The organism is Rhizobium sp. PvP014 (assembly GCF_017876855.1).
Classification (GTDB): Bacteria; Pseudomonadota; Alphaproteobacteria; order Rhizobiales; family Rhizobiaceae; genus Neorhizobium; species Neorhizobium soli.
On the sequence record NZ_JAGIOT010000003.1, the window covers coordinates 197,952 to 223,298 of the forward strand.

Below are 25,347 nucleotides of genomic sequence, written 5' to 3' on the forward strand. Positions count from 1 at the left end.
TCCGGACAGGGCGTCGCTGGTTCATCTCCGGTTCAAGGGCACTGACGCCGCAAAGTCTTCAAACGGCATACGAACTTTCAGACGGTCACTCGCGAAGGGTGTCTGCGACAAGGGCATTGGCGTGACCGTGGCCCAAGCCGTGCTCTTGCTTGAGCCAAGCAACCAGCTCCATGTGCTTCTTCCCGCTCTGACTACGAATGAGGCTTTTCCACTCAGAAATCGGGCGCCCATATTTGGCTTCGATAGACGGAAAGTAGGAAGCAGGACCCTTCGCTGAGTCTGTTGTCATAGTGCCTCTCAAATCGCAGCCAGCTCGCGTCAAAGGTGCAGTATGACATCATTCGGTGCTACGATCTAGGACCGCTATTAGTGCTGTGGCAAACCAGGCGGTCGGGGCCTTGGATCGGTTGCCCTTCTCTCGCATTCGCCTTCCGAACCGCTCCCGATAGAGCGCTTTTCAGCCAGCTTCATCTTCACTATTTTAGGTGTTCAACCCCGTCCACGTTGAGGATGTCGATTTTAGAACCCGCTACGACACCTCTTCCAACCGCAGACCTGGCTCGCGGAGAACGACGATCGATTGGTGAAGATCTAACGCAACTCCCTTGCCGTCTACAAACTGTCTTCGTGGATCAGATCGATGAATGCCCGCAGACCGGCAGGCACATGACGATGACCGGAATAGTAGAGGCAGAGACCGTCGATTTTCGGGCACCAGTCGTCTAAAACCAACAGAAGTCGCCCGCTCTCTAGGAAGTCGTCCGCCGCCAGCCGTGGCACATAGGCGATACCGAGCCCAGCAGCCGCAACCTCTACCATCAAGTCGATGTTGTCTAGGATCAGGGAGCCCGGCACCTCGACAGCCATTTCTTCCCCGTTCTTCTCGAACTCCCATCGATAAAGCTTGCCGCTCGGCAGTCGCAACCTGATGCATCTATGTTTCGCAAGGTCGTCCGGCACCTGCGGGCGACCTTCCTTATTCACATAGGCAGGAGATACCACCGCCACGAACTGCGCGGCTCCTCCGAACGGAACGGCGATCATGTCCTGTGGCACCGCTTCTCGCAGTCGCACGCCCGCGTCGAAACCCTCCGCGACGATGTCGATCAACCGTCCTTCGCTCACCAGATCAACAGTCATCTCTGGATAGCGGGCGAGGTAGGTCGGAACGATTGACTTCAGGAGCAGGCGCGACGCGGAGATGTTGGAGTTGATGCGCAAGCTTCCTCTGGGACCGCTGCGAAACGTATCCACTGCTTCTAGTGCGGCATCCACGTCCTTAAGCGCAGGGCCAAGTCGAGCCGCCAATCGTTCGCCCGCCTCCGTCGGCGCGACGCTGCGGGTCGTTCGGTGAAGAAGCCGGACGCCCATCTTTTTCTCCATTGTCCGCATCAGGTGGCTCAGGGTCGAAGGGGCAAGTCCAAGCTCATCCGCCGCTTTGCGGAAGCTGCGATGCGCAACAATTGCCATGAAGGCATCGAGATCTCCGAGAGCAGGTCTATTCATGGGAAATTTTCACCAGCCTATGCGGGATTAGTCGGATTATCATCTCTCTTAGTCCGGCTTATGTTTCCCTGCAACAACCGGGGCACCCGCTCCGTTTCTCGAGAGGACAGATCATGACTAGCACCTGGTTCATCACCGGCACATCCTCCGGCTTCGGTCGGCTGCTTACCGAAAAACTACTGGCTCGCGGCGATCGCGTCGCTGCCACGCTACGGCGCATGGATGCGCTGGACGATCTCAAGACACGCTACGGCGACAGCCTATGGATGGATTCGCTCGATCTGACCGACGGAGACGCCATCCGTCAGACAGTGGATCGCGCCTTTGATGAGCTCGGCCGCATCGACGTCGTCGTCAACAATGCGGGATACGGGCTGTTCGGCGCCGCGGAGGAGTTGAACGACGAGCAGATCCGCCATCAAATCGATACCAATCTTCTCGGGTCCATCCAGGTCATCCGCGCAGCACTTCCTCATCTCCGCGCGCAGGGCGGCGGGCGTGTGCTGCAAGTCTCGTCCGAAGGCGGGCAGGTCACCTACCCGAACTTCTCGCTCTACCACGCAACGAAGTGGGGTATCGAAGGCTTCGTGGAGACGGTCGCCAAGGAAGTCACGAACTTCGGCATCACCTTCACCATCTTCGAGCCTGGCCCAACAGGAACCAATTTCGGCGCGGGTCTAGTGCGAGCGCCCGAGCTTGGCGTCTACGATGCAACAGCGGTCGGGGATGTTCGCCGCGCCCTCGCCAGCGGTGATTTCGCTCTTACCGGCGATGCGGCAAAGATGGCCGACGCTATGCTGGCTTGCGCAAATGACGAGCTCCCGCCGCTGAGGCTAGCCATGGGATCCACCGCCTATAGCGGCATTCGATCAGCACTGGAAGCACGGCTTGTCGAACTCGAAGCTCGAAAAGACCTCACGCTGTCCATGGACGTGGACGGCTAGAGCAGATGGCAGCGCATTACGCGCGAAGCAAGACCTGCAGTCATCGAATAGAAATGAGACGAACGCGGTAAGCGCACAGCGAGAGACGCTTTCGGCGGTGGGCATGGGGAGAACGCAACACACTATTCTTTTGGCAAAGAGGAGTGTGATATGAAGCGCAGACCACGCATGCATATTTCTGCTGCACAGCGATCGGAGATTTGGGACCGATGGCAGGCTGGCGAGTCAATGAAATCGATCGGACGCCTTCTTGATCGAGGCTCTTCGTCCGTATTTTCCGTGACTCCGCCCACCGGTGGCATACGTCCAGCCGAGCGGCGATGAGCGCGGAAGGCACTCAGCCTGCATGAGCGTTAGGAAATCTTCCGGGGGCTGATTACCGGATGCTCCTTACGATCTGTCGCCTGCGCATTAGTCGATCGCCTTCTACGATCAGCCGTGAAGTCTGTCGCAACGGCGGGCTTGATTGCTATCGGGCAGCACTTCCCGATCAAGCAGCCTGGGATCGGTCCTTGCGTCCTAAGCCGTGCAAGCTGGCTTGCTATGCGTCGCCGGCCCGCACAGTATCCGCCAAGCTGCAGCGGAAGTGGTCGCCGGAGCAGATAGCTGGCTGGCTCAAACGCACTTGCCCAGGAGAGCCACTCAGACAGGTGTCGCACGAAACGATCTATCGCAGCCTGTACATTCAGACGCGCGGGGTGCTGGAAAAGAAGCTGCTAGAACACCTTAGGGCAAGCCGTACCATCCGCCGTTCCTGTCACGCCACCATGAAGCGAAGTGGGTTGGGCCAGATAACTGATGCGGTTTCCATAAGCGAAAGACCTGCGTCTGTCGAAGACCGCGCAGTTCCCGGTCATTGGGAGGGCGATCTTATCGGTGGGTCCAAGAACAGCTACATAGCGACGCTATGCCCAAGACCCACAAAATGTGATTTCCTGCCAATCGTATGTCTGCCATTTTTCACCTCTCACTTACGTTTGAACGAAACGAATATCTGATCAATAGTCCCATTTTCTAGAGAGAGGACACTGAACGTCACCGAGTGAACGGGCATAAGCACATCCCAAGCGGGGCTGATTTCTGGCCACGGTAGCGGGCAGTTGGGATCTCGGCGGATACACACAAATCCGGTATGGCGAGATCGTGGTTCGAATTGACGGCGAGTACTGGCAGTCAGCTCCAGGCCAAACTGGGCACCCCATAGACGAAGCTCATCTTCAGTTTTAAGGGCCGCCGCTAAATGATAGAAGCACACCCAAAGGTCAGGCTGGCGATATAGGTCTCGCCACCGAAGATCATTCTTCCAAGGTGAACTTGGGTCTCGACATGCTGCGAAGTCTGGATAACGAGCAAGACTACGATCTACGCTTGTATGATCGCTTCTTTTAGCCACTTCATGAATGTCGGACGTTTGGGCGTTGGAGAATGCAGGAGTTGCAAGCAGCAAAACCGCCAATAGTAGAGATCTCACTTATGAAGCCTCCACGCTAGTGCTGACACTTTATCAATTACATGGTGCTGACACTTTATCAATTACATGAGGTTTGACCAATCACAAAATTGAGAATGACAACCAGCTGTTCGAGGGTTGAGGCGGGGTTATGTTGAAGGCGACTGGGTATGACAAGGCATCTGGGGACCGCTGCGGATGTCGTCGAGGAATTGATCTTGCCAAGTCGTTGCAATATCGGGAGGTTCCGCGAAGCGATGACTATTCGGCCCCGACAACCGTGGCGACAGCTTTTCTCGTCATCCGCGCTGTCGCCCTTGCAACCAGCTGAGTAGCCGAGGTCGCTCGGATTGAGCTTCGAGCCGCGGCTGGCAAGACCACGAACAAGTTTTCACCTGAAGTCCGTAGCCGTGCCATACGTATGGTGCTGGACCCCGAGGCCGAGCATCCATCACGCTGGGCTGCCGTTTCATCTATCGCTGCCAAGATTGGCTGCTCACTAGCCACCCTGCAGGGATGGGACAAGAGGACCGAGGTCGACAGTGGTAAACGAGCATGCCTGCCGAGCGATCTCGCCGAGAAGAAGAAGGATCTTGAAGAGGAGAGTTACGCTAAGCTGGACGCACCAGCCATGGCTGCATAACATAAACAAAAATGGCCTGCAGCAAACCCGGTGCGGATCACCCAGACGCGCAGCTCTTGCATGTCAACTCATAGTTAAGAGGCATCTAATATTTTAGCGCAGGAAGGTAGAGAAAAGATCCTCTACCTCGAATACCGGTAGCCAAAAGGAGGGAGGCCACGGCTTTGGCCTCCCTCCGCGAGGCAGCAAGCGTTGGTTGAAACCAAACGAAGGGACTGCTGCCTCGGTACAGGAAGGCGCTCACCACGCTCCCTATTGTCACCGAAAAGAGGGGGTGTCTGCCGGCAACGCGCAAATATTAGCACAATCTACTATACAAGCAAGCAAGTGGTACCACCGCTTTCATGGTGCTATTGAGGCAGAATGGTTTTCACATGGAGCAAGTAATGGCCCGGCGCGTGGTCCCGCCGAAACTCGCTGCCGAATTCACGTAATCCTGCTAAATGGGCAAATTGCGAACAACTAGCAAGTTACGACGATAAGGCCCCTTTAGACTGTTGCTTCGCTTAGATACCTTCTGAGACATAGCGTAGACGTCATACGTATAATAGCACCGTCCCAAATACGATGATTATGGCTGGCACTAACGCAATCAGGTTAGCCTTGACCGCATAGCCGGGATCGGCAGTGATAGCCTTGGCAACGAACAACTGACCAACACCACAGCCGACAATCAACCCAGCCATTATCGGAAGTTTTTCAAGCCCGAAAGCAGCAAGACCAAAACCGGCAAAGAGAAGGCCAAGCCATATCCACGCTGTTACCTTCAGAAAACGCATTCTCACACTCCAAGAGATCTGAAGTGATTATGCCGCCTTCGCCTTTCAGTTGCGTGAATGGGTCGATCGCGTCTACAGGAACCAGTCGCAGCCGTCCGCGTTCCGTCCTTGGACGGCGGCGCTACCGGCGACATCGGTCGCAAGGCCAAAGCCGTCCGACTCCACCAGGGCAACGCACCACGGCCCTACCCCATTGGGTATCCAGTCTACTGATTAGTACCTTCAAGCAATTTTACATTTCTACGAAAACTTGGTCAACGAGACCTTCGAGACGCGCAACGCTGTCCTGTCGCTCCAGCACAAGAACAAGCTTATCGAATTTTCGTGAAGCTTTTCCCAATACTCGCGACGACGCAACCGCCAGGTCTATGACGCGCTCAAGCGATTGGAGAACATCGTTCGCAGCAGCTTTAAGCTCAGGTGACGACCTATCACTACCTTCGATTTCAGTTGCTAAGGTGTACATGCTTCGATGGCTGGAAACCCCCAAAGACGCTACCAGCCATATGAGTCGTTTATCTGTCATTCCGCACGTAGCGCCTCAATAAGCGATAAGTCACACACAGATTAGTCGGACTTCGTTAATTCGGTCACAAAAGCTTTTGGGGCGCTCTATAATACCACTGTTCCTCAACATTGTAGGGTTAGGTTGTGCATTCAGGGCTTCGTCTCTTAGTGTACTGGCGGTCCCCGGCACTTGGTGCCGATCCATCCCGGTTTGCGATACTGCCGAAATTCCCGATCGTTCTAGTCACAAGCGGCAGCTTGTAGGCCTTCTAAATATCCCGATGGCTTATCTTTACCGGCGAGATCCGCACGAAAACCGTTAACAATGAAACGAAGATCGCCCGCAACTTTGACGGTAAAGTTTTTAGCCTCGCCTACGACACTATTGTCGCAAACGGTGTTCTCTTCAGGTGCGCCCCCATTAATGAGGAAGCTGCTTTCCATGTAGAAGTGCGTCAGTGGCTGATCTCCTACGCGGTTCGGACACGATCGAACCGTTTGTCGATATCCTTATGAAGCGTTAACTAAAGGCACCATGCGAGGCTCTTCGGATCGCAAGCTGGTCATTGCCGAATAGAAGCCATTACATTCGATCGGGTAACGGGAGTTGTCGAAAGCATGGCAATGCTGGACATCGCTGACGATGAAGTCGATGCTCTGTAAAGTTGCGCAAGGTTCCAGCTGCGATTAACTACATTAGGAATATGTAATATATTCGAGCTCAATTTCGTGTAAACAGCCGATGTTGGTTAGGAGATTTCCATGTGGGCCATGTACGTCGCGTTGTTGTTGATCATTGTCGTACACGTTGTAGGGTTTGTCGGGTTGTTGATCTGAAACAAAACTCTACTGAACGTCAGGTACGATTGTTTCATAAAGATTGGCTTTCACAGCTACGAATCCGACCGCAAGCAGTGTCGGGCGAAGTACCTTATGCGGCGTTCCATTTTTCGCTTATCGAGCCGACGCTCCCTAAGGTCCGCCGCGCTGAATTTTCCATCGACCCATCGTTCGACAGCGCTGAGATACGATTGGTCGTCTTCGAATTTGAGACCCAGGGCTTCCGCCTTGCGCGCACTGAATGAAAGACCTCCTTCCGTCGATGCTTATCGCTCATCATCGCCCTCCGCGTTGCTTTCGAAAGGACGACAAAGGGACAGGTAAAAATGTGTTGGGTCTCGAGTCCTCTTTGTGCGGAAACGTACAGTTCCATCACTTACGACCTCGGACTCTCATATCATTTTCGCTGAATGTTAGAATAAGATTCCGCTGGGGAAGGCGAAAGGCTGAGAATGAGTGATAACGATTACGAATTCCGCTCGGAATTTTCGTGGCATCTCGACAAACAGGTGATCCTGAGTGCTGATCAGCTCCTCCCCGGAAGCGTTGGCATAGCGTTTGACCAAGGCCGCGCTGCCGCAATCCAGGGCCTGAACGAAGCTGAGTGCCCCTATACGTTAAAGTATGAACCCAAGCGTTTCAGGGCTTGGAACAAGGGTTTTCGGAGCTACTGTCGAACTACCGAAACGACCCAATAGCGCTTCGCTTCAAGGCCGGGTATAATACTGGTTTGCCGTCCGAAATGGTGTGATACGCTCTGCATGGATGAGAAAGTCACCGAGGCGATCACGAACGACGATAACACGGTAAGCTTCAGGTGTGTAAGTTAGGCCAAATACGCGGCGCGAGCCGGGCGCTGTATTTACCCCATCTGTTTCAACAAATAGGCTGAGGCTGAAAAAAACGCTGCCATTGAGAGTAGCACTGCGGGCAACAAGATGTGCTCGAAAAATGCAAACTTGCCTAGACGACCCCGCGCGAGACGCCTGTGGATCTTTACCGCAGCAACAGATGTAAAGATGCCTGCAATCAACGAGAGAACTAGGTATGTCGCCAATCCACTGTTCACCTCTTTGACAAGCGAAACGCTAGTCCGTTTCGAATGCCTACGACAACTCACTAAGCGTACTCGAAGCACGTCCACTGACTACGTTCGCTTGTGGCGTATAATTGGCGCTGCGCATCTGAAACATGTCGAGCGTTACGCCTTGGTGCCGCCGCTGTCGTCCCCGTCTTGTCCAGGTTGAAGTACGAGTAGGAGCGATAGGATCTTCGACCTCGTTGAACGCGGAAGCTTACTCATTGCATCGATGACGTCGTATCCCTCTTTGCTCGATCTGTAAGACTGTTGACGTTCGAGGTTCGCTATGGATTCTCCAGCCAACTCGTCGCTGAGATCCAGATCCTCGAAGAAGTAAGTTATTGGCGTCCCTAGAGCGATCGCTATCTCGTAGAGCTTCGACGTGCTTATGCGGTTCGTCCCTCGCTCATATTTCTGTACTTGCTGGAATGTAATTGCTAACCCCTCTGCGAGGTTTGACTGTGACATTCCTACCTCGTTTCGTCGCATCCTGACGCGCCGGCCCACGTGAATATCGACAGGGTGCGGCCCCCCAGTGTTCATTTTGCCTCGGCTCATCAGTCCCTCGTGTTTCGATCGCGGCTCAACGATAGCAAGCAGCCCATAGCACAGGCGGCCATCGATTACATTCAGCAGAGACAGCGATGATAGCGGTCTGATTGGTCTCCGATGTCGCTAAGGGACCCGGCGCTGAGTTCAGTTTGCCGCATCTGGAGGAGCCTTTCATTGAGTTCCGCTGAAAAAATAACGCGGCCTAACGCAGTGCAGCAATGACATCAAAACGAGCTTCGAACCGAGGAGCTTCGTTTGTTTTATTAAATGTAACCCCTTGCTAATCTAACTGAAATAACGATATCTGCAGACTTTATAGAATTAACAATTACCGTGGTGCAGCATCTTTGCTTTTGTGGTAGTTTGTGCGGCGCACACAGGTTGAACGGAAAGCCATTGACTAAATTACCCGCACTTGAATTCGAACAAGCAGCTGATCTCCTTTCGGTTATGGCAAACGGCGCTCGGCTCCGGGTCTTCAATTTGATTGTTGCACGGGAATGGGACGTTTCATCCCTGGCTAAAGAAGTCGGGCTGAGTCAATCAGCCTTGTCGCAACATCTCAAGAAAATGCGGGATCTAAAAATCGTAACTGCACGCAGGGACGCTCAGACGATTTATTACTCTTGTCAATCTGACGCTGTCGCTCAGGTTCTCACAACCTTGCACACGATTTTCATGCCATCGAAAGAACACTCCAAAGCTGCATAGGCTGGAGCGAACTTTATGCTCCTTGAAGTGGCTCATAACCTCTGAGCCATTTCCTCTTACTCGTCCATCCAGCGAGCACCGCAACTGTATCGTGTGATTGACGTATAGCCGTCCAAGTCAAGTTGCGTCAATAATGCAACGGTCACGACGGAGGTTATTCCTATTGGCCCGCGAATCCAAACGCCTACGATCAGTGCCTTTCCTAATTCGCACGGCCCGACTATCGCCTTAAACTCTGTCTCAGCCTCCGTCGTTTGAAGAGGCGTTCTGTTGCGCTAGGGCGGTTTATTCCAGTGCTGATGCCTGCACCTCTGCTTTCTCTGTTGGCGGACGGCGCGTTGCTAGCATGATTTCTCGCATGCGCGTGCGCTATGAGTTGGAGGCATACCTCACCTGCTTGCTTACCCATGGAGCAACGATAAGTGGTATGGTAAACGGCTGCGCCTGTTAAAATTTAGTTAGAGAGTGCTAACAGCTATCATCCCCCACACAGGATTTATTGCCTTGCTACCAGGACTGACGCAGGAAGAGAGCATTACGCTGTTTGAAAGAATCGGCGCGACGGCTATCGCTAACCAAGCCATACTGAAATGCTCGATAGCTGGTGCCCCGTTGACAGTTGATAACGTGATCATGTTCGTTGGAGACTTTGTTAATCCAGAAAGACCGGCTACGCTCGGCCTGATTGAGCGAATTAACTCAGCCATCGAAGAAGTCATAGACTGTAGAGGTTTGTTTCACGCTATAGTGGAAGAGCAGGGCTGCGCTTAAAAAGGCATCCGCCGTAAATGGCTCGCTGAACCGCACCGGGTTTGCCGGAGGCTCCAACTTCTGAGAAAGTGGAGTCATCATGAGCAAGACAACGAACAAGTTTTCACCTGAAGTCCGTCAACGTGCCATTCGTATGGTGCTGGATCACGAAGCCGAGCATCCATCCCGCTGGGCTGCCGTTTCATCTATTGCGGCCAAGATCGGCTGCTCGCCAGCCACGCTGCATGAATGGGTGAAGAAGTCCGAGGTCGACAGCGGTAAACGAGCAGGCCTGCCGAGCGATGTGGCCGAGAAGATGAAGGCTCTTGAGCGGGAGAACCGGGAGCTTCGTCAGGCCAACGAGATTTTGCGCAAAGCTTCTGCATATTTCGCCATGGCGGAGCTCGACCGCCCCTTCAAGCGATGATCTCGTTCATCGACGAACACCGTAGCGTGTTCGGGGTCGAGCCGATCTGCAAGCTGCTGCCGATTGCCCCATCAACCTACCATGAGAATGTCGCCAAACGACTGGACGTGGATCGCCTGTCGGTCCGCGCCCGCAGCGATATCAGCCTGAAGATCGAGATCCGTCGCGTCTTCGAGCAGAACTTTCGGGTCTATGGCGTTCGTAAAGTCTGGCGGCAGTTGAAGCGTGAAGGCTTCGACGCCGCCCGCTGCACCGTTGCTCGGCTTATGAGGTCGATGAGCCTGCAAGGTGTTATTCGGGGAAAGCCGATCCGCACGACGTTCTCGGACAAGACGGCTCCAAGCCCGCTTGACCGGGTGAACCGCCAGTTTAAAGCCCCTGCGCCAAACAGGCTGTGGGTTTCGGATTTCACCTATGTCGCTACTTGGCAGGGTTTCGTCTACGTGGCCTTTGTCATCGACGTCTTTGCTCGTCGCATCGTCGGCTGGCGGGCGAGCCGGACAGCACATGCAAGCTTCGTCCTCGATGCGCTGGAGCAGGCACTTCATGATCGGCGTCCTGCGCATGGCGGCGGCCTTGTGCATCATTCGGATCGCGGTGTTCAATACGTTTCGATCAGGTATTCCGAACGCCTGGCAGAGGCAGGCATCGAGCCGTCCGTCGGGAGTGTCGGTGACAGCTACGATAACGCCCTCGCAGAAACGATCAACGGTCTCTACAAGGCCGAGGTCATCCATCGGCGTGGACCATGGAGGAGCTTCGAGACGGTAGAATTCGCCACCTTGGAATGGGTCGACTGGTTCAACCATCGACGGCTTTTGGAGCCCATCGGGAACATACCGCCAGCCGAAGCTGAAGAGCGGTATTACGCCATGCTGGACGAACCAGCTATGGCTGCATAACTTAAACGAAATGGCCTCCGGCAAACCCGGTGCGGTTCACGCCCTCAGTCGGCGAGCCTCTTAGCCGGAGCACTATAGCTTTGGAAATCGGTCCAGGAAGTTCGACCGCGGGGTATGTTCTCGAACTCGTTTGCCACGATGGCAGACCTTCCGGCGAAGGAACAGACGGCACGGCGGCAAAATTCTTCGAGAAGCATAGTGATTGGCGGCTGCGTTAGTCAAAATTCCGACTGCAGTAGGCCACGGAGGCCAAAGCCGCATAGCCGAGGCCGACGATGCGTGCACGTCGTATCCGATAAACGAATACCCACGCGATCTGTCATGCTATCTCGTACCGCGGAATAATATTCGAAGGTTCAGTGCGTCGCAGAAAGCAAGTAAGCGTTCCAAACGACATCCCGTAGATGTCCGTCTGGATCACGGAAGTAGCCAGCGTATCTTCCGTAAACTTAGAGGCCTGCGCTTTCACAATCTCGGCTCCCGCTCGCTCTGTGGCATTTACAACCACATTGACCTTTCCTTGGTCGAGCCAATAAGCCCGATCGTGAACACCGTCGAGCTAGGAGGCTTAAGCGGCAGGCCAGTGTACGAGCGACGTCTATCTGCGGCCAAAGCTCAAGCTTCAAACCACCAGGAAAACCAAAGAAAGCTAATCCGCTAGGCTTGAACTCGCATCCATGATGGCTGCCGCTGGCACGGCGATGCCGGGAGATAGAGGGTTTGAGACAATCTCGGATGCGGGTCTAACTCCAGTTCTGCTCTAAGCCCGGAAATGCCGTTAACTTTTGATTAAGATCATATATGAGAGTATTCAAATATACAAATCACTGATTGTAAGCGAGCTGGTGTGCTCGTCTTCATCGTCAGCGAGAAACAGCTCAAAGAGCAGCAGGAAGGATCAGAAATGCCGCCACTCAAAAAGCCGCTGTCGGCGCTGGCTGTCGCCGTAACTATGATGCCGACGCCTGGCCTTTCACAGACCTCCACCGCCAACTTCAACGTCCAGATCACTATCCAGGCCGAATGCCAAATCAACTCGGCTACTAACATGAACTTTGGCACAAATGGCGTCATCGACGCAGCAATTGATGCCACCAGTGCCATCGCGGTCCAATGCACCGACGGCGTACCGTATGACATCAGCCTTAATGCCGGTGCGACGACCGGTGGCACAACGGCGGTGCGGCTGATGGAAGGCCCTGGCGGCACCATCTCTTATTCTTTGTACTCCGATGCCCAGCGAACGATCCTCTGGGGCGATACGCCGGACGCAAATACGGTCCCCGGCACAGGTACCGGCGGTCAGCAGACATTTACCGTTTACGGCAGGGTACCCCCACAAGATACACCAGGCGCTGGCCTATACGACGACACTGTCACCGCAACCTTGACCTATTGAGAGGGGGACCAAGCATGCGTGCCTTTCTTCTCGTAGCAGCACTTCTGGCCGGACTGCCGATCGCCGGCGCCAATGGCGCATCGCTGCGTGTCTCTCCGGTCCTTGTCGACCTAAGCGCGCCAGCCTCCGCTAGCACCTTAAGGATCTGGAACGATGCGCAACGCGTCATCAACGTGCAGGTTCGCATTTTCCGCTGGAGCCAGATTAACGGCCAGGACGTCTATACGCCCACGCGGGACGTGGTCGTCAGCCCGCCCATGACGCAGTTGCGCGGGGGCGCCGAGAACATGATTCGTGTCGTTAGGACGTCTAAAGTGGCAATCCTCGCAGAGGAACGCTATCGGGTGATCGTCGACGAGTTGCCGCAGGGTGTCCAACGACAGACCGGCACAGTGAGCCTGGTGGTTCGCCACTCGATTCCAGTGTTTTTCTCTCCCGGGGCCATTTCTCCCCCTAAGCCGGCCTGGTCGATCCGCCGTATGCGGGGAGGCTACGAAGTCAACGTCACCAATACGGGCGGCAAGCGGATTCGCATCGCCAACCTTCAGCTGCTCAGCGGCGGCACGGCGATCGCCAAGCACAACGGGCTAGTCGGCTATGTTCTTGGCGGATCGAAAGCCACATGGTTTATTCCCGCTTCCGGTGGCAAGGCTGGTGGCAGTTCCCTGACGATTGCCGCCGACAGCGATACCGGCCGGGTCCATGCGACGTCGAGCGTCCAGGGCGGCTAGCCGCCTCGAACTGACGATACTGGTCTTTGCGGTCATGGCAACATTCAGCTTCGACAGCACGGCGCAGGGCTTGCCCCCTGCGTCGGACGGGGAGGCCTTGCCCTCCGCCGGAGCCGAACTGCAGCTCGAGGTCTATGTCAACGACGTGTCGTCGGAACTGATCGCGACCCTTCGTCAGGATCCCGCTGGCAACCTGTCAATCGAGCCAGCCCAGCTGCGCAATGTCGGCATCCTCCCAGCCGAACAGGCAAAGCGCCCAGACGGCTGGATCGACATTGCCCGACTGCCCAATATCGGGTGGGAATACGATCGCGGCAACCAGGTTCTGCGGCTTTCGGCCGCTGCGGACGCGCTTGCACCGAAGGTTATAGATGCCACAGCGGACGGCGCGTCACCATTCCTCGCTGTGGAGGTGAAGGAGGAAGAGCAGCAAAACAGTGCCGGAACCGGGGCCCTTATCAACTATACCTTTTATGGTTCGGCCGGCGGCGATACCTGGTCGCAGATCCACGACTTCCAAGGTGCCTCCGCCTTGCTCGAGGCCCGCACCTTCAGCCCGTACGGCGTACTATCCTCATCGCAGATCGTCGGCAGTACGGTGACCGACACGTTTGACATGACACGGCTTGATACCACCTGGTCCTATTCCGACGAGGCGCGCATGATCACGTACCGAGCTGGCGACTTCATCACCGGAGGGCTCGCCTGGTCGCGACCGACCCGGCTCGGCGGCCTGCAGATCCAGCGCAACTTCGCGCTGCGGCCGGATCTCGTTACCATGCCGCTGCCGGTGTTTTCGGGATCCGCGGCGGTTCCATCGACCGTGGACATCTACGTCGACAATGCTCGCCGGCTTTCCCAGCAGGTACCGGCCGGCCCCTTCGCCGTCACTAACATCCCGATCGTCACCGGCAACGGCAACGCGCGGGTCGTAGTGCGCGATAGTCTCGGCCGCGAAACGGTAACCGAACAGCCGTTCTTTGCTTCCGCCGACCTGCTAGCTGCAGGCCTTTTCGATTTCTCCGCCGAGATCGGCTATGCGCGCCGCTCGTTCGGGATAAACTCGTTCGACTACGACGAGGCGCTGCTCGGATCGCTGACCGCCCGCTACGGGCTGACCCCCAGCCTCACCGTCGAAAGCCACATGGAAGCTGGCGACGATTTCTACAATGTCGGGATTGGCGGCATCTTTACGCTTGCCAACCATGCGCTCGGCACGCTTTCGGCTTCCACCAGCCGGTTCGGCGCCGAGAGCGGCTTCCAAGTGTCCGCGAGTATCGAGGCGGACCTGTTAGGAGCGCAGGTTTATGCGCGGACCCAGCGCACCTTCGGCGACTATGACGACCTTGCTTCGGTTGGCGCGGAAGACCGTCGGGCGCGCCTACCAGGCGACGGCATCAGCGGCCAACCGCCGCGGGCGCTGGACCAGGTGTCAATCTCATCGCCGCTCTCTTTCGACGAGACGACGCTGAACCTGTCCCTCACACAGATCGAGAATTTTGATGACAGCCGTACGCGGATCGTTGGGATGACCGCTAATCGGCCCATCGGCGAGCGTGCCAACGTGTTTCTTACCGCTTACAAGGATCTCGGAAGCGATCAATCCTACGGTATCTTCGCCGGGCTTTCCTGGTCTTTCGGGGAAAACCTGTCGGCGTCGGTCGGCGGTTCGTACGGCAATGAGGGCTATGCCGTCACCGCCGATGTTTCGAAAGCGGAAAAGCCGGAAATAGGCAGCTACGGCTGGCGCCTACGTGGCGCGATGGGCAAGACCAAGATAGCCGCCGCCAGCGGAAGCTACCGCACGCCAGTCGCGCGTCTGGAAGCGGGCGTCGAACAGATCGACCGCAGTACCCGCGCCTATGGCCAAGCTGAGGGATCGATCGTGGTGGCAGACGGCGACATGTTTTTCGCGGGTCGCGTGGACGATGCATTCGGTGTCGTTGACGCTGGCGCGCCGGATGTCGCGGTGCTCAGTGAGAACCGGCCGATCGGCAGAACCAACCGCCGCGGCAAGATCCTGCTGCCCAACCTCCGCTCCTACGACGACAACCGGATTTCCATTGATCCGACGAACCTGCCGCTCGATGCTAGGATCGATACGACGCACCAGGTGGTCAGGCCGACCGATCGCGCCGGCGCAGTCGTCGATTTCAACGTCGAGACCGGCTTGCAGTCGGCGCTGATCATCGTGAGGGACGAGACCGGCGCCCATCTCGCCGCAGGTGCCGCCGGCACGACCGCCGGCGGCGCCGACCTTTTGGTCGGCTATGACGGGCAGCTTTTCCTAAACGACGTTAGTGGCGTACAAACCATCGACCTTGCCTTGCCGACAGGTGGGACGTGCCGTGTGGTCATCCCCGCCGTCACCGTGGCCGCCGATAGCATGGGAGAAGGAGAGGTCGTATGCATACCTGTACCCTAAGGGGGCTCATTCGCTGGTGCCTGGTGGCCGGCTTTCTGATGCTGTCTGCGCCGATCAGCCAGGCCGCCTGCAGTTTCTCGGTGACCAACCTTGATTTCGGAGCCGTCAACCTGCTTGGCGCTGGCAACCGCGACAGTGCTGCAACCGTTAACATCTCCTGCACCAACACTGACATCTTATCGCTGACCTACCGGATCTGCCTCAACCTTAATGCCGGCGGCGGCGGTCCGGCCGTGAGCTCGGCAAGAACATTGTCGAACGGAACCAGCACCATCACCTACGGGCTGTTTCAGGATGCCGCCCGCACGACGCCTTGGGGCTCCGCGACTGCAACGGCGCTTGGGACCCCGCCGCAGGTGAACTTGCTGGTGCTGCCCGGTGCCACGCTGACGGCAACCCGGACGATCTATGGGCGGATCAGCGGGCCGCAACCGTCGTCACTTGGCGGTTTACATACCTCGTTGTTCTCAGGTGTACTCGGTGCCAACTTTACCTACGCGCCGCTAGCGCTCGCGACCGCCTGTAGCGCAATAACGCAGAACCCCACACGGCCTCAATTCACCGTGCAGGCAACCGTAGACCGCACCTGCAACGTGCTGGCGCAGGCTCTGAACTTTGGCAGCCACGGGGTCCTGAAATCGGTCGTTGATGCTTCAAGTTCAATTTCGGTCATCTGCTCAACGGGCCTTCCCTATTCTGTCGCGCTGAACAATGGCCAGACCGGCACGTCACCCGAGCAACGGCGAATGACGCGGCTGGACCGTTTCATTACGTATGGCCTCTATCGCAACGCGGAGAGGACACTGCCATGGGGGACGTCCGCTGCACAGACGATCGGTTCCATCGGGACCGGTACGGCGCAGCCGTACCCGGTATTCGGCCGCATCCAAGCGCAGAACACGCCACCTGCCGGAATCTACAACGATACGGTCGTTGTGACGGTCACCTACTGAATGGTGTTTCGAACGGCAACGACCAAACGCAGGCCTTCTACAAACCTCGGGATATCCAACCCGGAATGAGGAGGGATTCCCTTCTCCAGAAGTCACGAACCAGTAGCTTCAGGACGATGACAGTCTCAAGAAGGAGGGGCAGGCTCAGCGAAGCGTTCCGAGAAATTTCGTAGCGAGAATGCACACTGACCCGAAGATTAGTTAAGGATTTCAATGTAGCGTCACCGATAGAGTTGTGAGGCTCGACATGTCTTCCGTCCGAATTGGTTCAAGGCGAGCGCGTGTGAGCGGGACCGTTTAAGCGGAAACAATTTCCGCTTAAACGAGATGCCGCAGGTTCGATTCCATTCAAGGCGTTGGAGCGGTCTTCGAGAGTTTGTCAGGCCCTTGATCCACCCGGCCTCCGCCTAGAGGCAGTTTCCCAAGTTCTCTTACTTGTCCAATCGTCTGCTCGACTACGAGCCCCACCCACTTGAGTAAGTCGCGTCTCTTGCATGTCTTGCTGAACACTGCATACCTTCCACGCCTAAATTGAACTCATGCGGAGCCAGGATCTTGGCTGAAGTTGCTTGTATCTGACTGATCATGTTCAAGACGGCGGGAGAAGTTTCATTCGATCGAAAAACTGCAGCGACCTCCGAGACGATGGGTTCTCCGCCAATCGCTTGAAACGACACGCCCGGCAGGTGCACAACATTGCGAACGGCGCTTGGAACGACCGCAATGCCGGCACCGATAGACACCTGCGCTAGCACTGCCAACAAGCTCCCAGGGGTGGATACGATATTCGGTGTGAAGCTACCGCGTCTGGCAAGTTCGAACGTCCCAGCCTCCTGCTCAGGCGCGATGAACGAAGCCTGGGCAAGCTCGATGCCCGTCACGGGAGATTGAATATTCGAAGGAACCGCGAGACAGAAGACGTCTCTCAACAGGACATGGATTCGAAGCTCACTTGGGATTGTCAGTGGCAGTCGCACAAATCCTATATCGACAGACCCCTCGGCAACATTTTGAGGAAGGGCATCCATCGCAAGCTCGCGCGCGACGAGATCCACTTCTTCCCAAGTCGAGGTAAACTTTGTCACCTGTTCCTGAAGAACGCCGGCATAGGCAGCCGAGGCAACATAGCCAAGCTCGACCCTCCCGACCTCGCCCCGCCCCGCCCGGCGACCGATACTCTCAGCGTGTTGATATTGCGCCAGGACCTTTTGCGCCTCAGCCAGAAAGATAGTCCCTGCAGATGTCAGTGCCACAGAGCGTTTTGTCCGAACGAACAGGCGCGCTGACAGACTGCGCTCGATCTCCTGGATCTGGACTGTCAAAGTGGGTGGCGCGATGTTGAGCCGCTCAGCGGCTCTAGCAAAATGGAGTTCTTCGGCCAGAGTTACGAAGTAGCGCAGATGTCGCAGTTCCAAAACTTGCTCCTCAATAATTAGGCAGAGCCTAATAAATATAACAAACGGCATGAATGAAACAAATTATGTTTCCGGCGATAACCAATTTGGAAACAAAGGAGAGAAATCGATGCCGAATAGTAATTTCAACAGAGCTATCTTCGCTGCTGTCGCCCTGACCCTGATCTCAAGCGCAGGACTTGCTGCCGAGCTTCCGACACGACCCTATCTCAATCTGGACGCTGCACGCTTGGTCCTGACCGCGGCGCAAAAGAAAGCGACGGCCGAGGGTTGGCCTTGCGTGATCGCCGTTGTCGACTCTGAAGGCCTGCCCCTGATACTTGAACGCATGGATAAGGCTTCGGTGCTTGCAGGTGTGGACTTAGCGCCGGGCAAGGCACGGACAGCGGCCATGTTCCGCAAGGAGACCGGAGTTCTCGAAGATGCGATCAATGGTACGCGCCCGGCGGCTATCACAGCGGATGGCTACGTCATGATGAGGGGCGGCGTCCCGATTATGGTCGATGGAACCATTGTCGGTGCGATCGGAGTCTCTGCAGACACTCCGGATCATGACGAACAGATCGCCAGGACAGGGGCAGCCGCGCTCCTTAAATGACAAATCGCATATTAGGCACTCGGGGCGCTGGCACGACAGCGTCTTCGACGAGATGCATGATATACGCAAAGTAGACGGAATATAGACTTGCCTGGGATCTTCGGCGCTTCGCAATCCAGCAGACGATCGCCATAGGAGGGGATACGACGCAGTGTCCCTTCCTGTGCAGCGTCCAATAGGGGCGCCCTGATACCAGCTGCATTCGTTCGATCATGAGCCCAGCAGCGACTTTTGAAACGGTATAATATCTCTTTCCTCAGTCAGCCCCCATCTTTGTCTGACAGCATTTCCATGAACAGCCGGGCTATTGTCCGACCGTCAGGCCGATCCTGCAAGCCATGGTTGCTTTCGCAGGATCGACAGTCGCTAACTCGATTCGCAGCTGTCATCCCTTGCGACATTTTCCGAAAGGAAACGTCGCGCGCGTGTAGGTATGCGGCTCATTGGCAAACCAGCTTTTAACAGAGTGGCAAAGTAGAGCACACCCGCCCCGTTGAAGTCCTGGGACGTGCTTGCGGGAAGCGGAAAATTGCGCGGCGACCGTGTTCTGTCGACTGGCATTTTCCGGTAGCTGCTTATTCCGTCTGCAAATTACCGATGAATATTGAAGCTTTGTGAATGAAATGCGTGCGCTCAATATGCATTCATTGTAGCGTCCGTCGGACACCGCGCGAAATTCTGCACGAGGCAATGGCCCTATCAAATCAATGCTGCGTGACAAACCTATAGCGCAACAATATACGATCATTGATCAAACCTTGGATGCGACATGAAGACTTGGCTCCCCGACCTCACACCCAGCAACAGCCCGAGATACATGGCAATTGCCGATGTCATCGAGAGCGACATCCGCAGCGGAAGACTGGTGCCTGGCGACCGGCTTCCACCGCAGCGTGACCTGGCCAAGAGATTGGATATCGACTTTACGACCGTCGCTCGCGGATATGCGGAAGCCTCCAAACGCGGCCTTGTCGGATCGCATGTCGGCCGGGGAACCTTCATTCTACCGTCCACCAATGACCGAGAATGGATGAGCGCGGATACGCCCGATCCGCGTCGGGCAGCCGCCATTGACCTGTCCATGAACATGCCGCCGGAGCCGGACGATCTCGAGCTGATTGGACGCATGCGCGACGGTCTGAAGGTCGTCGCCGCCAGTATGGTCCCTTTGCTGCGCTACCAGGGTTTTGGCGGGTCTGCGATGGACAAGGAGGCGGCGTCCGCGTGGCTCAGTCGCCGCGGGCTTGTGCCGTCGCAGGAACGGATTTTTGTAACGCCGGGGGCGCATCCGGCACTTCTGGCCATCTTCGGCATCCTGGCTAAACCCGGGGAAATCATACTTTCGGAAAGTATCACCTATCCGGGTATCCGCTCCATCGCAGCGCAACTTCGCCTCAATCTGGTCGGTTTGCCGATGGATGAATCCGGCGTTCTGCCGGATGCGTTTGCCGATGCGTGTGAGCGACTGAAGCCGAAAGCGCTGTACCTGAACCCGACGATTCAGAATCCGACGACGCTGACGATCCCGCAGGCCCGGCGAGAAGAGATCTGCGCCGTTGCCCGGAAATATCACGTTCCGATCGTTGAAGACGATGCCTACGGTTTTATTCCCGCGCATTCCCCTGCGCCCCTGGCAGCCATGGCGCCGGACCTTGCCTGGCATATCGGAGGGCTGGCCAAATGCATCGGGGCAGGGCTCAGGCTTGCATATGTCGTTGCCCCCGACACCAAAGCAATCTGGCCGTTCATCAGCGCGATGAAAACCAACAATGTCATGGCATCGCCGCTGATGTTGGCGCTGGCGACCCGCTGGATCGAGGATGGCACAGCCGATACGATCCTCCGGTTCATCCGCAAGGAGGCTGCAGCCCGGCAGGACATGGTTGCGGCGATTCTGCCGAAAGGCAGTTTTCAAGCGGATCCGCTCGCGTTCAATATCTGGTTGCCGTTGCCGAACGGGTGGACGCGGTCAACCTTTGGCAGTCACATGCGTTCAGCGGGGATCGGTGTCGTCGCCAGTGACGCGTTCACCGTCGAAGGGCCTGCACCGGAAGCCGTGCGGGTTTGCCTTGGCGGCCCGATTGCCCGTCGCAACCTGCAAAATGCGCTGGAGTTCATGGGGCATGCCCTGGAAGGCAGCCCCGAACTCTCGGCGTCATTTTTCTAGGACCTGTAAATATCCGTTCTGATTAGCAGCTGGTCTCGATTCGCGTGATTGATGAGCGACGTGCCGCACGTGCATGGTCACATCAAAAAAGTACGGATCACGAGACCGACCAGAGCGACGGCCGCAACTCCGGCAACCCACAGGCCGATGAACCATGCGGTCTTTTGAACGAGGTCCTTGTTCAATGGTAATGCTCCTCCGGATCGATCTTGCCGCGGAAAACCCAGTAGGCGTAGCCCGTATAGGCTAAGATGGTCGGAACGAGTACGACGGTGCCCACAAGAAGGAACTTCAGCGAACTTTCAGGCGCTGCGGCAGCCTTGATCGTCAACACGCCGGGAAGGATATACGGATAGAAGCTGATACCAAGTCCGGTAAAACTGATCACAAACAGGCCCAGCGTTGCCAGGAACGGCCGCAGGTGTTTGTCGTGGGTCAACCCCTGCCAAAGCAAGACCGCGCAGATCGCCAGTAGCAATGGAACTAGGGATGAGAAAAATGCGGTCGGCCAGCCAAACCAGCGATGAAAATAGATCTCATTGATGAAGGGTGTCCACAGCGAGACGATCCCTATCAGCACAAGCAGCGCGATCGTCAAAGGACGCGCCAACCCGGCAGCCTGTCTTTGGATCTGCCCGCCGGTTTTCATGTTGATCCAAGTGGCACCCAGAAGCGCATAGCCGACCAGCACGGCAATGCCGGTCAGTATCGAGAACAGCGTCAGCCAATCCCACCAGCCTCCGGCATACTGCCTGTCCGATACCGTGATGCCCTGAACTATGGCCCCCAGGGCGATGCCCTGCATGACCGCAGCAACAGATGATCCAATCCAGAAACCAAAATCCCACAGGTGCGATTCCGGTCGCGTCCGCCAGCGAAACTCGAACGCAACGCCGCGAAAAATCAGGCTGATGAGCATCAGGGTGATCGGCATATACAGCGCAGGCAGAATGATAGCGTAGGCAAGCGGAAAGACCGCCATCAATCCTCCGCCGCCCAGAACGAGCCAGGTCTCGTTACCATCCCAGACCGGTGCGATCGTGTTTGTCATCACGTCCCGATCCCGGCGGCTGCGAAAGAACGGAAAGAGAATCCCTATGCCGAGGTCAAAACCATCCAGCACGACGTAGGCAAGAACCGCAAAGGCGATGATGCCCGCCCATACGAGGGAGAGGTCAATGGTCATGATGTCCTCCAAGAGGTGTGTCCTGAGCAAGTCCTGGCGCAATGCCGGCCGTCCTGGTCGGCGCATGGTCGAGCTCGTTGTCCTCGATCGGCGTAGGCGGCCTGCGCATCAGCTTTAAAAGATAATAGACGCCAGCACCGAAGACGATGAAGTAGACGATGACGAAAGCGATCAACGAGGCGCCAACGGCGGGGGCAGAAACAGGCGACAGGCTATGGGATGTGCGAAGATGGCCGTAGACCGTCCAGGGCTGACGACCCACCTCTGTCGTGTACCATCCGGCCAGCACCGCCACGAAGCCAGACGGCCCCATCCAAAGAGCAGCGCGATGAAGAAGAGTGCTCGTGTAGAACGTGCCCTTCCACCTTGTCCACAGCGACACCAGTCCAATCCCGAGCATGAGAAAGCCTAGCCCGACCATGATGCGGAAGGTGATAAATGGCATCAGAGCCGGTGGCCGCTGATCTTTTGGCCATTCCTTCAGGCCCTTGATCTTTCCATCTAACTGATGCGTCAGGATCAAGGAGCCCAATTTCGGAATTTCAATCGCGTAACGGGTCGTTTCGGCGTTATCGTCGGGTATGCCAAACAGGATCAGTGGCGCCCCATCGCTGTGCGTTTCAAAGTGGCCTTCCATGGCCGCGATTTTTGCAGGCTGGTGCTCAAGCGTGTTAAGGCCGTGAAGGTCACCGACAAAAATTTGGATCGGCGTTATTATCGCGGCCATCCACATTGCCATCGAAAACATGATGCGCGATTGCCGGTTTTGCCGGTCACGCAGCAGGTGCCAGGCGCCCACGGCGCCGACTGCGAAAGCGGTTGTGAGAAAGGCGGCCAGAACAGTGTGCGTCATGCGATACGGGAAAGAGGGGTTGAAGATTATCTTCCACCAGTCCTCGGGAATAAACACCCCATTGGCATCGATGGTAAAACCATCGGGCGTGTGCATCCAGCTGTTGGCCGATGTAATCCATGTCGCGGAGATCAGGGTACCGACCGCGACCATAGCCACGGCTGCCATGTGGGCCCTGTCGCCGACCCGCTTGCGGCCGAACAGGGCGATGCCCAAAAATCCAGCCTCAAGGAAAAAGGCGGTCAACACCTCGTAGCCCATCAGGGGGCCAACAATCGGTCCTGCCTTTTCGGAAAACGCCGACCAGTTGGTGCCGAACTGATAGCTCATGACAATGCCTGAAACGACACCCATCCCGAAGGTGACGGCGAAAATCGTCTTCCAGTATTCAAACAGCTTGAGATAGGCCGGATCGCGCTTCCACAGCCAAAGCGCATTGAGCACCGCCAGATAGCTGGCGGTTCCGATCGAGAAGGCGGGAAAGATGAAATGAAACGAGATCGTGAAGCCGAACTGTATGCGGGCGAGCATCTCGGCGCTGAGGCCTAGGAATGACATGGTACATCTCCGAGCATACTTGTGGCTGATCTCTTCATTGCCCAGCCCTCGAAACTTTCCCTTCTTGTGCCTGATAGAAGAATTGACTGACAACCAGCCATCCCTTGAGGGGACGAAGTGGTAGGATGCAAGTCAACAGCATGAAGGGGATCGTCACGATCAGATGCGTCCACCAGGATGGCTGGAACGCGACTTCCAGCCACACACCGAGCAGCATACTGGGGATACAGGCAAAGCAAATGACGAAGAACGCTGGGCCGTCGGCCGGGTCGGCAAATGCGTAGTCGAGATCACAAATCTCGCATTTTGCCTTAAGCGCCAAGAATCCATCGAACATATGTCCGCGCCCGCATTGGGGGCAGCACCCGCGAAGGCCTGTCTGTAACGGTGGCAAAGGATTCCGATCGTGAACCATTGATTCCTCATTCTCGATTTTTTTCAATACAATCATCCATACATTTATGCGATCATTCGGTCCAGCGCGCAAATTGTCACACGCGATTTCCTTGCCGGGAGCAATGCCGCCACCTGACCATGAACCTGAGTATCGGGCTATAGGCTATGTTTTACAGCGTTACTGACTTATCATCACGGGATGACCCAGGCGCCATATTGACAATATTGTCGCAGGCGAGTGAAAGGCGCTTGCTCAACAATGACTGTGGGAATAGAACGTATGCATCCATACAATATATTTTATTGAATGCATTTAAGGAAGTGGGCATGCCGTATACTCAAAAACTTGAGGCGATACTCAGTGATATGAAACTAGATGGCCGTTACCGCAGCTTTGTCGAGATCGAGCGGTTGTCTGGAGCCTTCCCCGAGGCACTTTGGTATGGGCCGCAAGGGGCAAAGCGCGTCACAGTGTGGTGCAGCAACGACTACTTGGGAATGGGGCAGCATCCTGACGTCATCGCAGCCATGCACATTGCCCTTGACCGGTTCGGTGCGGGGGCTGGCGGAACACGCAACATCTCCGGAAACCAGACACAGCACGTCGCGCTGGAGACATCTCTGGCGGATCTGCACGGCAAGGAAGCAGCTCTTCTGTTCACCTCAGGTTGGATATCTAACCTGGCAGCGCTTGGCACCGTGGGAAAGGTCCTTCCCGGAGCCGTCATTTTTTCCGACGAACTGAACCACAACTCGATGATCGAAGGCATACGTCGCTCCGGGGCGGAAAAGCACATATTCCGACATAACGACGTTGCGCATTTGCATGAGTTGATGTCAGCGGTCGAACCGTCCCGGCCAAAGATCGTTGCCTTCGAAAGTTTGTACAGCATGGACGGCGACGTCGCGCCCATCGGTGCTATTTGCGACGTTGCAGACCTCTATGGAGCGATGACCTATCTCGACGAAGTACATGCGGTCGGGATGTACGGCCCTCGCGGCGGCGGTATCGCGGACCGGGAGGGCCTTTCGCATCGTTTAACCCTGATCGAAGGAACACTCGCCAAGGCATTCGGCGTCATCGGCGGTTATGTCGCGGGGTCGGCGGTCTTGATCGACGTGATCCGCAGCATGGCAGACAGCTTTATTTTCACGACGTCCCTCTGCCCCCATCTTGCTGCCGGTGCGCTCGCTGCGGTCGAGCATTTGAAGACGCATCCGGGTGCACGAGCCCGCCAAGGAGCGGTGACCGCGAGACTGAAAACTATGCTTCAGACGAGGGGTATTCCGGTACTCGATACGCAGAGCCATATTCTTCCGGTCATCATAGGGGATGCACATCTGTGTCGCCGGACCAGTGAACGCCTCCTTTACAACCATGGCATCTACCTGCAGCCGATCAACTTCCCGACAGTCGCACGCGGTCAGGAACGGCTTCGCATCACGCCTAGCCCCTTCCACACCCATGCGCACATAGGTGCACTGGCGGATTCGCTTGAGCATGTCGGGACGGAACTTGGGTGGTTACAGCGACGGCCGGTCGCCTGAAACCATAATCCTCGCCGTTCTCAACC

At 56.3% G+C, this 25,347-nt stretch carries 19 protein-coding genes, 1 pseudogene and 1 other annotated feature; of the genes and pseudogenes, 11 read left to right on the forward strand and 9 right to left on the reverse strand.

The features are described 5' to 3' along the window. Positions 1–85: 85 nt before the first annotated feature. Entirely contained in the window at positions 86–289 is a 204-nt protein-coding gene (locus tag J3A65_RS22500; RefSeq protein WP_209903989.1) for a DUF4287 domain-containing protein, read from the reverse strand. A gap of 323 nt (positions 290–612) precedes the next feature. Next, positions 613–1,506 carry a LysR family transcriptional regulator gene (locus tag J3A65_RS22505; RefSeq protein ID WP_209903991.1) on the reverse strand — a complete coding sequence of 298 codons (894 nt, stop codon included), beginning with the start codon at positions 1,504–1,506 and terminating at the stop codon, positions 613–615. Between the two features lie 113 nt (positions 1,507–1,619). Between J3A65_RS22505 and J3A65_RS22510 the strand changes: the two genes are divergently transcribed. Both J3A65_RS22510 and J3A65_RS22520 read left to right on the forward strand, forming a co-directional pair. After that, the gene (locus tag J3A65_RS22510; RefSeq protein ID WP_209903994.1) at positions 1,620–2,450 is read left to right on the forward strand and encodes an SDR family oxidoreductase; all 831 of its coding nucleotides are present in this window, start codon (positions 1,620–1,622) and stop codon (positions 2,448–2,450) included. Between the two features lie 1,871 nt (positions 2,451–4,321). Next, positions 4,322–4,507 (forward strand): annotated as a pseudogene (locus J3A65_RS22520) (IS3 family transposase); the annotation flags it as partial. Between the two features lie 572 nt (positions 4,508–5,079). On the opposite strand, the gene J3A65_RS22525 reads toward J3A65_RS22520, so the two are convergent. The 3 genes from J3A65_RS22525 to J3A65_RS22535 all read right to left on the reverse strand — a co-directional run bounded on the left by J3A65_RS22525 (position 5,080) and on the right by J3A65_RS22535 (position 8,308). Continuing rightward, positions 5,080–5,322, reverse strand: coding sequence for a hypothetical protein (locus J3A65_RS22525; protein ID WP_209903998.1), 243 nt, complete (start codon positions 5,320–5,322; stop codon positions 5,080–5,082). A gap of 747 nt (positions 5,323–6,069) precedes the next feature. Further along, on the reverse strand, positions 6,070–6,273 hold the full coding sequence (locus J3A65_RS22530; RefSeq protein WP_209904001.1) for a hypothetical protein: 204 nt from the start codon (positions 6,271–6,273) through the stop codon (positions 6,070–6,072). A gap of 1,597 nt (positions 6,274–7,870) precedes the next feature. After that, the gene (locus tag J3A65_RS22535; protein ID WP_348635247.1) at positions 7,871–8,308 is read right to left on the reverse strand and encodes a helix-turn-helix transcriptional regulator; all 438 of its coding nucleotides are present in this window, start codon (positions 8,306–8,308) and stop codon (positions 7,871–7,873) included. Between the two features lie 330 nt (positions 8,309–8,638). Here J3A65_RS22535 and J3A65_RS22540 point away from each other — a divergent pair, with 330 nt between their 5' ends. From J3A65_RS22540 to J3A65_RS22565, 6 genes are all read left to right on the forward strand, one after another. Then, positions 8,639–9,013, forward strand: a complete 375-nt coding sequence (locus tag J3A65_RS22540; protein WP_113166011.1) for a metalloregulator ArsR/SmtB family transcription factor — start codon at positions 8,639–8,641, stop codon at positions 9,011–9,013. 850 nt (positions 9,014–9,863) lie between these two features. Then, positions 9,864–11,092 (forward strand): IS3 family transposase gene (locus J3A65_RS22545; protein ID WP_209901184.1). Its coding sequence is split into 2 segments (ribosomal slippage): positions 9,864–10,158 and positions 10,158–11,092, totalling 1,230 coding nucleotides; the frame shifts between segments, so codons are not numbered across the junction. Continuing rightward, positions 10,145–10,261 (forward strand) — a sequence feature (AL1L pseudoknot). Its footprint overlaps the gene before it by 117 nt. Positions 11,093–11,939: 847 nt before the next feature. Then, entirely contained in the window at positions 11,940–12,491 is a 552-nt protein-coding gene (locus J3A65_RS22550) for a spore coat U domain-containing protein (protein WP_348635248.1), read from the forward strand. Between the two features lie 14 nt (positions 12,492–12,505). After that, complete coding sequence (locus tag J3A65_RS22555; RefSeq protein WP_209904003.1) at positions 12,506–13,222, forward strand: molecular chaperone; 717 nt, start codon at positions 12,506–12,508, stop codon at positions 13,220–13,222. Positions 13,223–13,256: 34 nt separating this feature from the next. Further along, positions 13,257–15,647, forward strand: a complete 2,391-nt coding sequence (locus tag J3A65_RS22560; RefSeq protein ID WP_245341745.1) for a fimbria/pilus outer membrane usher protein — start codon at positions 13,257–13,259, stop codon at positions 15,645–15,647. Beyond that, positions 15,629–16,600, forward strand: a complete 972-nt coding sequence (locus J3A65_RS22565; RefSeq protein ID WP_113166016.1) for a spore coat U domain-containing protein — start codon at positions 15,629–15,631, stop codon at positions 16,598–16,600. Before J3A65_RS22560 ends, J3A65_RS22565 begins: the two co-directional genes overlap by 19 nt. Positions 16,601–17,055: 455 nt before the next feature. Here the strand turns inward: J3A65_RS22565 and J3A65_RS22570 are convergent, their stop codons facing one another. After that, positions 17,056–18,015 carry a LysR substrate-binding domain-containing protein gene (locus tag J3A65_RS22570; protein ID WP_209904007.1) on the reverse strand — a complete coding sequence of 320 codons (960 nt, stop codon included), beginning with the start codon at positions 18,013–18,015 and terminating at the stop codon, positions 17,056–17,058. Positions 18,016–18,064: 49 nt separating this feature from the next. On the opposite strand from J3A65_RS22570, the gene J3A65_RS22575 reads away from it, so the two are divergent. After that, complete coding sequence (locus J3A65_RS22575) at positions 18,065–18,613, forward strand: heme-binding protein (protein ID WP_245341746.1); 549 nt, start codon at positions 18,065–18,067, stop codon at positions 18,611–18,613. 769 nt (positions 18,614–19,382) lie between these two features. Next, positions 19,383–20,780, forward strand: coding sequence for a PLP-dependent aminotransferase family protein (locus tag J3A65_RS22580; protein ID WP_209904010.1), 1,398 nt, complete (start codon positions 19,383–19,385; stop codon positions 20,778–20,780). A gap of 181 nt (positions 20,781–20,961) precedes the next feature. On the opposite strand, the gene cydB is transcribed toward J3A65_RS22580, so the two are convergent. The 3 genes from cydB to J3A65_RS22595 are packed head-to-tail and all read right to left on the reverse strand — an operon-like array spanning position 20,962 to position 23,792. Continuing rightward, positions 20,962–21,966: a cytochrome d ubiquinol oxidase subunit II gene (gene cydB / locus J3A65_RS22585; protein ID WP_209904012.1), complete on the reverse strand. Its 1,005-nt coding sequence runs from the start codon at positions 21,964–21,966 to the stop codon at positions 20,962–20,964. Continuing rightward, the gene (locus J3A65_RS22590; RefSeq protein WP_209904182.1) at positions 21,956–23,377 is read right to left on the reverse strand and encodes a cytochrome ubiquinol oxidase subunit I; all 1,422 of its coding nucleotides are present in this window, start codon (positions 23,375–23,377) and stop codon (positions 21,956–21,958) included. The genes cydB and J3A65_RS22590 overlap by 11 nt, the downstream gene beginning before the upstream one ends. Positions 23,378–23,411: 34 nt before the next feature. Then, positions 23,412–23,792 carry a DUF983 domain-containing protein gene (locus J3A65_RS22595; protein WP_209904184.1) on the reverse strand — a complete coding sequence of 127 codons (381 nt, stop codon included), beginning with the start codon at positions 23,790–23,792 and terminating at the stop codon, positions 23,412–23,414. Between the two features lie 308 nt (positions 23,793–24,100). Here J3A65_RS22595 and hemA point away from each other — a divergent pair, with 308 nt between their 5' ends. After that, positions 24,101–25,321: a 5-aminolevulinate synthase gene (gene hemA, locus J3A65_RS22600; protein WP_209904014.1), complete on the forward strand. Its 1,221-nt coding sequence runs from the start codon at positions 24,101–24,103 to the stop codon at positions 25,319–25,321. Positions 25,322–25,347: the final 26 nt, after the last annotated feature.